Genomic DNA, 12,905 nt, shown 5'->3' with positions numbered 1-12,905 from the left:
GAGATGCCGCCGCGCCTTCGGTGCGGCGGTTTTTTTCTTTGTCTTACGGAATTCCCAAGCGAAAGCCCGGAAAACCGCCTCACACTTTGCTGGAATTGCTTTTAGGCCAAGGCCCGCGCTTCGCGAAACGAGATCAGCTTGCGGCGGTTCTCGTCCCACAACGCCAGCTTGACGCAGCGCAGGCTGTCGAGGAGCGTGACGCGGCCGATGCCGCGCAGTTCGGGATAGTCGCGCAGCACTTCCTGCAGCCGGTAGCCCGGCACCTTGGCCGAGAGATGGTGCACGTGATGGACGCCGATATTGCCGGTGAACCAGTTCAGCACCGGCGGCAAATCATAATAGGACGAGCCGTGCAGGGCGGCACGCTGGAATTCCCACTCTTCGTCCTTCGCCCATTCCGTCTCCTCGAACTGGTGCTGGACGTAGAACAGCCAGATTCCGGCCGATCCGGCCAGGATCACGATCGGCAAATGGACGATCAGGAAAGCGCCGGGGCCGACCAGCCAGATAAGCAGCGCTGCCGCGACCGCGATGCCGAGATTGGTGGTCATCGACGACACCCAGGGCGTCAGGCCGCCGCGCATCATGCCGACCGGCAGCCTCTGCTCGAAGATGAACAGCCAGATCGGGCCAAGGCCGAACATCACCAGGGGATGGCGGTAGAGACGATAGGCAAGGCGTCCCCGCCAAGACAGCTGCCGGTATTCAGCAACCGTCAACGTCCTGATATCGCCCATGCCGCGCTCGTCAAGATTGCCGGCGCTGGCGTGATGGGTGGCGTGCGCGCGCCGCCAGCAATCGTAAGGGGTCAGCGTCAGCACGCCGAGCGCGCGGCCGATCCAGTCGTCGGCAGTGCGGTTGGCGAAGAAGGAGCCGTGGCCGCAATCGTGCTGGATCATAAAGATCCGCACCAGAAAACCGGCGGCCGGAAGGATCAGGATCAAGCCCCACCAGTGGCCATAGGAATAGGCTGCCGAAGACAGCGCCCACAGCGTAACGAAAGGAATAAGGGTGATGGCGAGTTCAAGAGTGCTGCGTCGCCGGTCGGGCTTCTTGTAGCGCGCCAGGATCTTCAACCAGGCGCGCTTGCTGTTGGCGGCCGTCTCGGGGGAAATCATGTTCATCAGGAAGCATAGGCGGGGCGTCCCGCTGCCGCAAGGAAAAGCTCACGCAAAATTACTGCGCGTAATTGTCGCGCGATAGCATCGCTATTGACGGCGTCGGCCGCCGGCCATGCTGGCTTCTATGCCGTCCAGCCGGTCGAGCAGGTCCCGGAAACGGGCGGGAATGTCGGCCTCGGTGCGGAAGGCCGGCAAGGTGCGCAAGAAGCGCGTCGTCGCCTCGGTGCCGAACTGGCGCCTGATGTCGGCGGCGAGCTCTTCGCTTCTGTTGCCAGTATTGCGGTCCATTGTCTCAAATCCTGTGTCGGTTTCAAAACTCCTCCAAGCTTTGAATGGTTCCCCATAGCGGGGTATTGGCAAGCAAAGGCTGCCGTTACGGTAAAGTTTGAATTAATTTTGAACGTCTTTGCGTCCCGCACCAAGTCCGACGGGCAGCCCGCAACATTGCCTGCTGTTGGGCGTCCTCCTGGGCTTGCCCCTTGATTTTTGGCCGCCAAACCTCGATATCGGGCGCGAATCCAAACCATTCGAATGACGGGAAATGGCGATGAGCGACCAGACAAAAGACGAACGCGCGCCCGAGGATATCGAAACGGCCGAGGCCGAGCGCACGCAAGGCGGCATCGACGGCGACTATGAAGCGCTGGTGCGGCTGCTGAAGGAAAACGAGGAGCTGAAGGACCGCGCGCTGCGCGTCGCGGCCGAGATGGAGAATCTGCGCCGCCGCACCGCCCGCGACGTGCATGATGCGCGCGCCTATGCGGTGGCCAATTTCGCCCGCGACATGCTGTCGGTGTCGGACAATCTGCGCCGCGCGCTCGATGCTATCCCCGCCGAGGCGAAAGCGGCCGGAGATGCCGGCTTCAAGGCGCTGATCGACGGCGTCGAGATCACCGAGCGCGCCATGCTGTCGACGCTGGAACGGCATGGGGTGAAGAAGCTTGAGCCAGAAGGTGAGAAGTTTGACCCGAATTTCCACCAGGCGATGTTCGAAGTGCCCAATCCCGATGTGCCGGCCAACACCGTCGTCCAGGTCGTGCAGCCGGGCTATTCGATCGGCGAGCGCGTGCTGCGGCCGGCCATGGTCGGGGTCGCCAAGGGCGGCCCCAAGATCGCGGCCACCGAAGCGCCGGTCGAGCCGGGGCCGGTGAACGAGCAGGCCGAGAAGGATGCGTGAATAGGGAAAAGGGAATAGGAATATGGAATAGGGAATAGGGAATAGGGAATAGGGAATAGGCAGGCGTATCAATCGCGCGGCTTCGTGTTATTCATACTTTCCCTAATTCCTAATCCCTACTGCCCAATCCCTACTGCCTCATGTCCCTGACGCCCATCGACCTCCTCGACTATGCCGGCGTCGCCGTCTTTGCCGCGACCGGGGCGTTGGCGGCTTCGCGCAAGCAGCTCGACATTATCGGCTTCCTGTTTCTGGCCAGCGTCACCGGCATTGGCGGCGGCACGCTTCGCGACGTCATCCTCAACCTGCCCGTCTTTTGGGTCGCCAACTCCGGCTATGTGCTGGTTTGCGCGGCGGTTGCGGTGCTGGTCTTCTTCATCGCTCACCGCGTCGAATCCCGCTGGAAATGGCTGCTTTGGCTCGACGCCATCGGATTGGCGGCCTTTTCGGTAATGGGCGCGGCCAAGGGGCTGGCCATCACCGGCTCGCCGGTCGTCTCCGTTGTTATGGGCGTGCTGACCGCTACGTTCGGCGGCATCCTGCGCGATCTGCTGGCCGGCGAGCCATCGGTGCTGCTCAGGCCCGAAATCTACGTCACCGCCGCACTCGCGGGCGCCGGCCTCTACACACTTGGCGATCTTGCCGGCCTGCCGCCGCTCGCCTCGGATATCACCGGCTTCGTCGCGGCTTTCCTGGTGCGCGGCGGCGCGCTGAAATTCGGCTGGACCTTTCCGTCCTACAAGAGCCGCCCGGGACGGCGACCGGAGGATATTCCATAGGGAGAGGGATTAGGGAATAGGGAATAGGGAATAGGGAATAGGGAATAGGGAATAGGGAATAGTCAGCAATTCGCGGCAGCCTTCACTACTGCCTACTGGCTACTGCCTACTGCCTCACGCCGCAAAGCGCTGCGCTTCCCCGCCATAATAGTTGACGTAGCGAGCGCCGATTTCCTTGACCGGCATCACCACGAACACATCGACGGTGGAGAACTCACGGTCGATGACGCAGCCGTCGCCGATGCGGGCGCCGACGCGCAGATAGCCCTTGACCAACGGCGGCATGGCCGCAATCGCCGCCTTGGCGTTGACCGCCTCGATCGGCATCAGGTCCATCGAGCAATAGCGCCCGGAGACCGCCCGCACATCCCAGGCGGAGTTGGTCCGGCAGTGATGGGCAAGGTAGGTGAGCGCCTCGGCATGCGCAGCCGGCACCGTGCCAGGGAACGAGGCACAACCGGTCATCACGCCGATCTCATAGTGGTTGATGTAGGCCCAGATGCCTTGCCACAGCGCCTCGATGGTGCGCTTCGAGCGGTATTCCGGCAGCACGCAGGAGCGGCCGAGCTCAAGGAAGCGCTGGCCAGGATGGCGGGCGATCAGCTTGGTCAGTTCGAACTCGCCTTCGGAATAGAAGCCGCCGGCGGTCGCGGCAATCTCTTGCCGCAGCAGGCGGTAAGTGCCGACGATGCGGCGATGCTCGGGGCCGGAGATCGAAGTGTCCAGCACGAGGAGATGGTCGCACAGCGGGTCGAAGCGGTCGGCGTCGCGCCGGTCCTGCGCCTGGAACAGGTCCTTCCTGGCGCCAAGCTCGTCATAAAACACCCGGTAGCGCACTTCCTGGGCGGCGGCGATCTCGGCCTCATTGCGGGCAAGCCGCACTTCGAGATTGCCGATACGGCCCAGCGGTGCGCCTGTTGCGACGGCATCGGCGTTCCGCGCGGCGAGCAAAGCGCCGCCTGCGCTGGGCCGAGTGTCACATTCCGGCATAACTGTATGCACGAGTGATTCTCCTTCGAGCCATCCCTCTTGGCACGGGGATACGGTGTAGGTGCAACAGGATTGTGACAGTACCGTGATACGGCGCGACGGGCAATACTTCGTCGGCTGGCGAAAACCCTCATTCGGCTACCTACGTGACGCGAGGATTGCGCCAGCGTCGCCTTGAAGCGCGTCGCGCTGGGACGATTCACGCGACGCGCTTCAAGTCTTTGTTTTGTGCATGTCGTCTTCTCAAAACCGGGGCCACTTTTGAGCGACATGAATTCAGGCGGCCACCTGGCCCTCGACGGCATGGACCAGCGCGTCGGGATCGAGCGGCTTGGTGACAAAGCCGCTGGCGCCATGGGCGAGCACGGTGTGGCGGGTCTTTTCCTGGCTGTCGGCCGAAAGCACCATGATCGGAACCGGCGGCACAGCCATTTCCTCCTCGTGGCGGCGGATGGCGGCGATCGCGTCCAGCCCGTCCATAACCGGCATGTGCAAATCCATCAGCACCACATCGAAGCGATTTTTCAGCCCGGCTTCGGTCACCGCCTCGACCGCGGCCTTGCCATTGCCGACCACTTTCACGCGGTGTCCCGCCTTCAAAAGCGTGGCGCGGGCAAGCATGGCGTTGATGTCGTTGTCTTCGGCGATCAGCACCGACAAACCTTGCTGGCGCCCGCCATGGGCACGAAGCGAGGACGCGCCGGTCTTTTCCGGCTTGGGCGGCGGCAAGGCAGGGGCATGACTGGTCAGCAGCACGCGCAGCAGGGTTTCGCCGCGCACCGGCCTCGCCAGGAAGGTGGCGTAGCCGTTGGTGCGGAATTCGCCAAGCATGCCGCGGTCGGTCGGCGCGATCAGCGTGATCGCCTCGCAATCGGCAAAGCCACTCTGGCGCAGGCGCTTGAGCAGTCTGCCGTCGCCGTCCTCCAGGGCCGCGTCGATCAACAGCACATCGCAATGTTCGGCGAAGGGCGTCGCCTGGGAAGCGGTTGCGGCGACGTCGACGGCGCCGCCATGGGCGCGGATGGTGCGGGCGATGGCGTCCGCCTCGACGGCGTTCTTCGACACGATCACGGCGCGCCGGCCGGCCAGGATGTTCTGCCGGTTCTGCGGTGCTTCGGTTGCTCCTGCGGCCGGGATCTCGAAGACGAATTCCGATCCCTCGCCAAGCCGGCTCGACACCGAAATGGCACCGCCCATGGCGGCGACCAGGCGCCTCGATATGGCCAGACCGAGGCCGGCGCCGCCATGGGTGCGGGTCGAGGTGCCGTCGGACTGTTCGAACTCCTCGAAGATGCGCTCCATATCCTCTTCGCGCAGGCCAGGGCCGGTGTCGGCGACGGTGAAGCAGATGCGGTCGCTGGTTTCGGTGCGGGCCCGTGCAACCGAAACCAGCACGCCGCCGGTGTCGGTGAACTTGATCGCATTGCCGATCAGGTTGAGCAGCACCTGCCTGACTCTTCCCGGATCGGCCATGATCATCTGTGGCACGTCGGGCTCGACATGACAGCCGAGGCCGATGTTCTTGGCGAAGGCTTTCGCCGCCATCAGTTCGATGATGTTGTCGGCAATTTCACGCAACGATGTCGGCTGCGGTTCCGGGTCGAAGCGGCCGGCCTCGATCTTGGAATAGTCGAGCAGGTCTTCGATGAGCGCCAAAAGCGCGCTGGCCGAGGTCGAGACGGCGCCGACATAGGTGCGCTGCTCGGGCGACAGATTGGTGTCGGCCAGTAGCTTGGCCATGCCCATGATGCCGTTCATCGGCGTGCGGATCTCATGGCTGACGGTGGCGAGGAAGCGCGACTTGGCCTGGCTGGCATATTCGGCGCGCTCGCGCGCGGTGATCAACGAGGATTCGGCGCGCTTGCGGGCGGTGATGTCACGGGCAATCGCCCGGTGCGAGACGGCGCCGCTATCCTTGTCGCGCACCGACAGTTCGATCCACGAGAACCAGCGCGGACCGTTCGGCGTGCGGATGGAGACGTCGGTGGAACTCAGGCATTCGTGATCCGAAAAGGCGGCGTCGGGAACGATACCGACATCGATGCCGAGGTCGGCCAGAGTCCTGCCGGCAAGGTCGCGCTGATCGGTTCCGACGAGGCCGGCGAAAACCATGTTGGCATAGACGATGTGGCCGTCGCGGTCGCGGTGGACGACGAGATCGCCGAGCGCATCGATCAGCCCGCGAAAACGCTCCTCGCTCTCCTGCATCTCCCACATGCGGTCGGCCAGCGTCTCGATCTCGGCGCGGCTGCGCGCGGCGGTTTCGTCGAGCAAGGCCGTCGCGCGGTGGACGGTGCGGCGGTTGCGCAGGTGCATGGCGACGCCGGCAACGCCTGTCGCCAGCAGGCCGAGGGTGATGAAGATCGGCGCACCGGTGAGGTGGGAGAGGCCCGCCAGCACGACACTGGCGACCACCGTCAGGAACGGCAGGCCCTCGGACGTGGGGCGCGGCAAATCCGGCGCCAGCGGCGGCGCGGCAACATGCTGCCGCTTGGGCGTCGCCGGGTTCGGCCCGTCGATGCTTTCGGCGCGGCTCTTCTCTTTCCTGGCGGACTCCGCGATCATGCGGAACTCCTTGCCAGATAGAGATTATGGAAAAGCGCGGCGGATCGTTCGAATTTTAGCGGTCATGCATTTTTGGCGGTTTTCCGCATCGCCTGATCTTTTCCGAAACCTGATTCCCTTTCGGGATCATGCTTCGGGAGCCTCACATATCGACAACCACGCGGCCCCTGATCTTGCCCTCGACGATGTCATGGGCGGCGGTGATGATGCCGTCGAAGCCGATGGTCGTCGACAGGCCGGCGAGCTTCTTGAGATCAAGATCGCTGCCGATGCGGCGCCAGGCTTCCAGCCGCACAGCCTTTGGCGCCATCACTGAATCGATGCCGAGCAGCGAGACGCCGCGCAGGATGAACGGGGCGACGCTCGACGGCAGATCCATGCCACTCGCCAGGCCGCAGGCGGCGACCGCGCCGCCATAGGCGGTCATCGACAGCACATTGGCCAGCGTGTGGCTGCCGACGGCATCGATGCCGCCGGCCCAGCGCTCCTTGGCCAGCGGCTTGGCCGGCTGGGAGAGTTCCTCGCGCGAAATCACTTCGGCGGCACCGAGGCCGATCAGATAGGAGCTTTCGGCGTTGCGGCCGGTCGAGGCGATGACGTGATAGCCAAGGCTGGACAGGATCGAGACCGCGACCGACCCAACGCCGCCGGCTGCACCCGTCACCACCACCGGGCCGCGATCCGGCAGGATGCCGTGCCGCTCCAGCGCCATGACGCTGAGCATGGCCGTATAGCCGGCGGTGCCGACCGCCATCGCATCGTGCGCGCTGATGCCGTCGGGCAACGGCACCAGCCAGTCGCCGTTGACGCGCGCGCGCCCGGCATAGGCGCCGAAATGCGTCTCGCCGACGCCCCAGCCATTGAGGATGACCTTGTCGCCCTTGCGCCAGTCGGCATGCGATGAGGAGAGGACGGTTCCGGCGAAATCGATGCCCGGCACCAGCGGCCAGCGGCGGATCACTGGCGCTTTCCCAGTGATGGCCAGCCCGTCCTTGTAGTTGACCGTCGTCGCCTCGACCGCGACAGTTACGTCGCCTTCCATCAGATCGGCTTCGCTGAAATCGACGATCTCGACCGATTGCTTCTTTTCGGCGTCGCGCGAAACGAGGATGGCTTTGAAGGTTTCAGGCATCTCTTCTCCTCGGCTTCGCAAAGGCTGGCGGTCGGCATTGGCTGGCTCTGGCCGAACTGTGCGGCGACCGTCCGGCGAGGTCAATTGGTCAAAAGAGTCGGGCCGTCAGGCTTCTGGGCCTTGCGGCTTGGCCTCGCGCCGCCAGCCGATGAACTCGTCGAAGACGACCAGCGCCGCGCCGACCGAAATGAAGGCATCGGCAAGGTTGAAGACGGCGAAGGACCATACCGGCGTGTGGAATAATATATAGTCGATGACGTGGCCGTAGACGGCGCGGTCGATCAGATTGCCGATCGCGCCGCCGATGATCAGGGCAAAGCCGATGCGGGCCAGCACATGGCCGGAGGGCGTGCGCGTCGCCAGATAAAGCACGAAGGCAACGACCACGACCGCGATGACGACCAGGCCGGTGTCGCCGAAGGACGAGAACATCGAGAAGGCGATGCCGGTATTGTAGGTGCGAAACAGCGCCAGGAATGGCACCAGGTCGAGCTTTTCCTGGAAGACGAGGCCGGTCTCGATCAGATGCTTTATCCACTGGTCGAGCGCGATTGCCACCATCACCAGCAGCGCATAGGGAGACCATGATTTCACGATGTGGCGTCCTCGGGGGCAAGTTTCAGCGCGCCGCGGCGGATCTCGAACAGCATGATTCCGGTGGCGACCGCCAAATTGAGTGAATCGGCGCGGCCGGCCTGCGGAATCCGCAGCAGCCGGTCGCAGCTTTCCGCCAGATTGTCGGGCAGGCCCTGCTGCTCATTGCCCATCATCAAGAGCACCGGTCCTCGGGAGAAATCGACCGAGCGGTAGTCGACCGCACCCTTCAGATGGGTGCCGACCACCAGGCCCGAGAAGCTGTTTCGCCAAGCCAGAAATGCTTCCGGCGTCGCCTTGGTCACCGGCACGGCGAAGATCGAGCCCATGGTGGCGCGCACGGTTTCGACCGAAAACGGATCGGTGGTTTCGCCGACCAGGATGACGCCCTTGGCGCCGACGGCATCGACGGTGCGGATGACGGTGCCGAGATTGCCGGGATCGCGCACCCGGTCGAGCGCCACCCAGACATCGCCGTCGTGAGTGCGGATGTCTCTTAACGGCAGCAGTTTCTGCCGGAAGACGCCGACCACCATTTGCGGATTGTCGCGGCGGGTGATGGCGACCAGCACTTTTTCGGACACTTCCAGCACCGTGCCGCCGGCTGCGACCGTGCGCGCCGCCACCTTTTCGACCGCCGCATTGCCGCGTCCCGCCTTGGCGAAGACCAGCGTCCTGATCGACCAGCCGAGGTCGAGGGCGTCGATGACCAGCTTCAGCCCTTCGGCCATGAAGGCGTTCTGCTGGTCGCGGAATTTCTTCTGGGCGAGCGCCTTGATGTCCTTGATCAGCGGATTGGCAAGGCTGGTGACTTCCTTGACTTGCCCCGGCGCGCCGATGTGCCGTTCGTTCATTCAAATCCCCACGGCATTTCAGGCCACCCAGCGCGAAAACAGCGATGTCGACAGCGCCCGGCCGGCGGATTGCTCGCGGATGATCAGTTCGCCTGATTCAACGGTGCCGCCCATGCCGGCAAAGGTGTCGCGCATCAAGGCATGGATGGCGAAGAAGGAGGCGCGGATGGAATAGGCGGTCAGCACCACGGTGAGCGGTTTCGGCGTCAGGATCGCGCGGCAAAGATCGGTCAGGCCGGGCAGGTCCTCGAACAACTGCCAGACCTCGCCCTTGGGGCCGCGGCCATAGGCGGGCGGGTCGAACAGGATGATGTCGTAGCGGCTGCCGCGGCGCTCTTCGCGCTCGGCGAATTTCACAGCATCGTCGACGATCCAGCGGATCGGCTTGCTGCCGAGACCGGCCATTTCCTGGTTTTCGCGCGCCCAGCCGACCGCCTTCTTGGAGGCATCGACATGGGTGACCTCGGCACCGGCGCGGGCGGCTACGAGAGACGCGAGCCCGGTATAGCCGAACAGGTTCAGCACCTTGACCGGGCGGTTGGCCGCCGCGATCAGGCTGGCCATATGGTCCCAGTGCGAAGCCTGCTCGGGGAAGACGCCGACATGGCGAAACGAGGTGAAGCGGCCGAGATAGTCGATGCCGTCATGCTTCATCGGCCAGGTCTCGCCCAGCGGTACCTTCGGGAACCGCCAGCGGCCGATGCCTTCCTCGTCGGTGTCGCCGGTGAAGATGGCGTCGGCTCGGTCCCAGGCCCTGGCGGGCAAGGCCTTTTGCCAGATCGCCTGTCCCTCGGGCCGCACGATGCGGTAGGGGCCGTATTGTTCGAGCTTCTCGCCGGCACCGCTGTCGAGCAGTGCATAATCCTGATTGGGCGCCACTTCGAGGATCACCGGCAGGCGCTCAGTGGGCAGGATGCCTTCGCGACGCGCCAGGATACGGGGGGCGGGCTTCGGATCAGACCGGTCGTCCGGTTTTGTTTCGTGGCGTTGCTGTCTGGCTTCGGGTCGGATTGGTACGGTCTCCGGCTGCGGCCGCGCATGTTCGGTCCTGCCTTTTGCGGGCGGACGGTTGTCGCGGCGTTTGTCGCGAAAAGACTTCAAGCAGGAGCGTCTCCGGAGGCGGCAGGCCGCTTTTGGCATAGGGTTACCGGCTGCGCAAACAAAATGGTCCAGCGTGCGAATGTCTGAGGTGGTGGACCTCGCTGAGGAAACAGGCAAATCTCGAATCATGTCCCGTTCCGAACGCCTGCTCGACCTGATCCAGATCCTGCGCCGGCATCGCCGGCCGGTGAGCGGTCGCACGCTTGCCGGCGAGATGGACGTTTCGATCCGAACGCTCTACCGCGACATTGCCACGCTGCAGGGGCAAGGCGCGCCGATCGAGGGCGAGGCTGGGCTGGGCTATGTGCTGAAACCCGGCTTCATGCTGCCGCCACTGATGTTCACCGACGAGGAGATCGAGGCCATCGTTCTGGGATCGCGTTGGGTTGCCAGACAACCGGACAAGCGGCTGTCGGCCGCCGCCACCGACGCGCTGGCCAAGATCGCCGCTGTGCTGCCGGATGATCTGCGCGAGGACCTCGATGCGACCGCGCTTTTGGTCGGGCCGCACGGCGATGCTGTCGAAAGCATCGACCTTGGCCTGGTGCGCCAGGCGATCCGCAACGAGAGAAAACTCGGCTTTCTTTACCGCGATGCCGGCGGCGCCGCCTCCGAGCGCTTGATCTGGCCATTCGCGCTCGGCTTTTTCGACAAGGTGCGGGTGGTGGTGGCCTGGTGCGAGACGCGGCAGGATTTCAGACATTTTCGCTCCGACCGGATGTCGGGGCTCAACACCACGGATATCCGCTATCCGCGTCGTCGGCAGGCGCTGCTGAAGGAATGGCGCGCGACGCTGGACGCACCGAAGCGCCAGCCTGGCGCTTAATGCTCCTTTCCACGCGCCCACAAGACGCTGCTGCCAGAATCTGACAGTGGGGTCACCTATGCTCCTCCAATCGAAACCCTGGAGAGCAGACATGAACACCCCCAATTTCGTCATCCTTTATGTCGACAGCCCGGAGCGGAGCGGCGCCTTCTACGGTGCGCTGCTGGGACGCCAGCCGGTGGAGACGTCGCCGACCTTCGTGCTGTTCGTGCTCGACAATGGCTTCAAGCTCGGCCTGTGGTCGCGCCACACGGTGGAGCCGTCGGCCGCGGCCGCGGGCGGCGGTGCGGAGCTCGTCTTCGCGTTGGACCGGCCTGATGCGGTGGACGCCGCCTACACGGACTGGGCAGGACGCGGCTTGACCATTCTGCAGACGCCGACCGACATGGACTTCGGCCGCACCTTCGTTGCGCTCGATCCCGACAAGCACCGGCTGCGCGTCTACTGGCTGAACGACGGAGAACAGGCCAATGGGGAACAGGCCAATGGAGAACAGAAATGAGTGCGCACTGGATCGCGGTCGCTTCCGCCGAACATGTCCGGCGCGGCCGCGAGGCCGGCTTCATGCAGGTCAACCACGGCAAGGCGGCACCTTTGCGCCGCATCAAGCCGGCGACGGCATCATCTACTACTCGCCGACCACAATTCTGCGCGAGAAGGACGGCCTGCAGGCCTTCACGGCAATCGGCACCGTGCGCGAAGGCGAGCCTTACCAGGGCGACATGGGCGGTGGCTTCACGCCGTTCCGCAGGGATGTCGAATGGGCCAAGGCCGAGGAGGCGCCGATCAAGCCGCTGCTCGAGCAGCTCGACTTCACCGCGGGCAAATCGAACTGGGGTTATCAACTGCGCTTTGGGCTGTTCGAAATTACGGCGCATGATTTCGCGCTGATCGCCGAGGCGATGGGCGCTGCCATGAAGGCCGACTGACCGGCCATTCCTACCATGGTAGCGGCAGCTTCCGAGACATTCGAGATGCTCTGCCGTTGCCCCAAAGCGGCGGATCGCCGGGAACTTTAGCCGACGTTGCCTGAACGCGCTCCGGCAGGCGCGCTGCTCCGATTTATCAGCGCCGCACCCATTCTGGTTCTGATCGAATTGGCCTTCGGCTTTGCCGATATTGCTGCGATTTCAGGCATGGCGGTCTACTTCGTTCGCGTCGGCCACTCCGAAGCTTTCGCAGCATACGCCATTACCGTGCTGTCACTTCCCACCGCGTTTGCCCAGCCTCTGGTCGGATGGTTGCTGGACAAGACATCGCGTGCCGGTGTGACGATCTGCTGCGGCCTTTTAGGAGCGGTCGCGTTCCTGGCAATCCCGTTTTTGCAATCCGAGGCCGCTATCCTGGGGGTGTTCGCTATAATCGGCGTTGCAACATTCGCCTTGAGCACTTGTGCCCTCACAATCTTGGGCGAGCGCTTCGAGGGCGGGATGTTAGTAGCCGGAACTGCCAGCTTTTCTTTGGCCTACTCCATAGGCAGCGTTATGGGATCGACTGGAACCGGGTCACTCATGGACTGGATTTCGCCAAGAGCCGTACCAATAAGCGTTGGCTTGGGTCTCCTCGCTTTCACAATTCTAGTTTCTTTCAAACGCCCGTAGATTTGTCGGTCACCACTGACGTACGCGAAGCGGCGATTTGGCCCGAAAGCCGCCGTTCCGCTTCCCCACGCTTCTCAGTCGCTTGGTCTTCTACGCCTAATGTTTGGATGGGACCAAGGCGCGGGCAGCGCGGAGGCGGTCAGGAAGTTTGGTCTCAGGAACGGC

General features: G+C 63.9%; 13 protein-coding genes and 1 pseudogene. 6 read left to right on the top strand and 8 right to left on the bottom strand.

What is annotated here, in order from left to right:
- Positions 1–101: 101 nt before the first annotated feature.
- Together NLY36_RS10710 and NLY36_RS10705 are read right to left on the bottom strand one after the other, a co-directional pair.
- Positions 102–1,124 (bottom strand): fatty acid desaturase, encoded by a 1,023-nt coding sequence (locus tag NLY36_RS10710; protein ID WP_023691976.1) that lies wholly within the window; start codon positions 1,122–1,124, stop codon positions 102–104.
- Positions 1,125–1,208: 84 nt separating this feature from the next.
- Positions 1,209–1,409 carry a hypothetical protein gene (locus NLY36_RS10705; protein ID WP_023683054.1) on the bottom strand — a complete coding sequence of 67 codons (201 nt, stop codon included), beginning with the start codon at positions 1,407–1,409 and terminating at the stop codon, positions 1,209–1,211.
- 259 nt (positions 1,410–1,668) lie between these two features.
- Between NLY36_RS10705 and grpE the strand changes: the two genes are divergently transcribed.
- Together grpE and NLY36_RS10695 are read left to right on the top strand one after the other, a co-directional pair.
- Positions 1,669–2,298 (top strand): nucleotide exchange factor GrpE, encoded by a 630-nt coding sequence (gene grpE, locus NLY36_RS10700; RefSeq protein ID WP_023691975.1) that lies wholly within the window; start codon positions 1,669–1,671, stop codon positions 2,296–2,298.
- A 146-nt stretch (positions 2,299–2,444) separates the two neighbouring features.
- Positions 2,445–3,077: a trimeric intracellular cation channel family protein gene (locus NLY36_RS10695; protein WP_023735119.1), complete on the top strand. Its 633-nt coding sequence runs from the start codon at positions 2,445–2,447 to the stop codon at positions 3,075–3,077.
- A 114-nt stretch (positions 3,078–3,191) separates the two neighbouring features.
- Here NLY36_RS10695 and olsB read toward each other — a convergent pair whose 3' ends face one another.
- The 6 genes from olsB to NLY36_RS10665 form a co-directional block, all read right to left on the bottom strand.
- Entirely contained in the window at positions 3,192–4,067 is an 876-nt protein-coding gene (gene olsB / locus NLY36_RS10690; protein WP_023683057.1) for a l-ornithine N(alpha)-acyltransferase, read from the bottom strand.
- Positions 4,068–4,343: 276 nt separating this feature from the next.
- On the bottom strand, positions 4,344–6,632 hold the full coding sequence (locus tag NLY36_RS10685) for a response regulator (RefSeq protein ID WP_023698195.1): 2,289 nt from the start codon (positions 6,630–6,632) through the stop codon (positions 4,344–4,346).
- A gap of 142 nt (positions 6,633–6,774) precedes the next feature.
- On the bottom strand, positions 6,775–7,764 hold the full coding sequence (gene acuI, locus NLY36_RS10680) for an acrylyl-CoA reductase (NADPH) (protein WP_023698196.1): 990 nt from the start codon (positions 7,762–7,764) through the stop codon (positions 6,775–6,777).
- A gap of 105 nt (positions 7,765–7,869) precedes the next feature.
- A complete protein-coding gene (gene lspA, locus NLY36_RS10675) occupies positions 7,870–8,358 on the bottom strand; it encodes a signal peptidase II (protein ID WP_023683060.1) in 489 nt (162 codons plus the stop codon).
- Positions 8,355–9,212, bottom strand: coding sequence for a TrmH family RNA methyltransferase (locus NLY36_RS10670; protein WP_023698197.1), 858 nt, complete (start codon positions 9,210–9,212; stop codon positions 8,355–8,357). The genes lspA and NLY36_RS10670 overlap by 4 nt, the downstream gene beginning before the upstream one ends.
- Positions 9,213–9,230: 18 nt before the next feature.
- Positions 9,231–10,313, bottom strand: a complete 1,083-nt coding sequence (locus NLY36_RS10665) for an RsmD family RNA methyltransferase (RefSeq protein ID WP_023698198.1) — start codon at positions 10,311–10,313, stop codon at positions 9,231–9,233.
- A gap of 127 nt (positions 10,314–10,440) precedes the next feature.
- Between NLY36_RS10665 and NLY36_RS10660 the strand changes: the two genes are divergently transcribed.
- The 4 genes and pseudogenes from NLY36_RS10660 to NLY36_RS10645 all read left to right on the top strand — a co-directional run bounded on the left by NLY36_RS10660 (position 10,441) and on the right by NLY36_RS10645 (position 12,740).
- Entirely contained in the window at positions 10,441–11,139 is a 699-nt protein-coding gene (locus NLY36_RS10660) for a helix-turn-helix transcriptional regulator (protein ID WP_023698199.1), read from the top strand.
- Positions 11,140–11,230: 91 nt separating this feature from the next.
- Positions 11,231–11,641 (top strand): VOC family protein, encoded by a 411-nt coding sequence (locus NLY36_RS10655; protein WP_023698200.1) that lies wholly within the window; start codon positions 11,231–11,233, stop codon positions 11,639–11,641.
- Positions 11,638–12,068: pseudogene (locus tag NLY36_RS10650) on the top strand (EVE domain-containing protein). The gene NLY36_RS10655 and the pseudogene NLY36_RS10650 overlap by 4 nt, the downstream one beginning before the upstream one ends.
- A gap of 96 nt (positions 12,069–12,164) precedes the next feature.
- Positions 12,165–12,740, top strand: coding sequence for an MFS transporter (locus NLY36_RS10645; protein WP_023735118.1), 576 nt, complete (start codon positions 12,165–12,167; stop codon positions 12,738–12,740).
- Positions 12,741–12,905 lie beyond the last annotated feature (165 nt).

The organism is Mesorhizobium sp. C399B, from assembly GCF_030323185.1.
Lineage (GTDB): Bacteria > Pseudomonadota > Alphaproteobacteria > Rhizobiales > Rhizobiaceae > Mesorhizobium.
The sequence above is the reverse complement of the archived record's forward strand: the minus strand, read 5'-3'. Positions and strand labels throughout refer to the sequence as shown.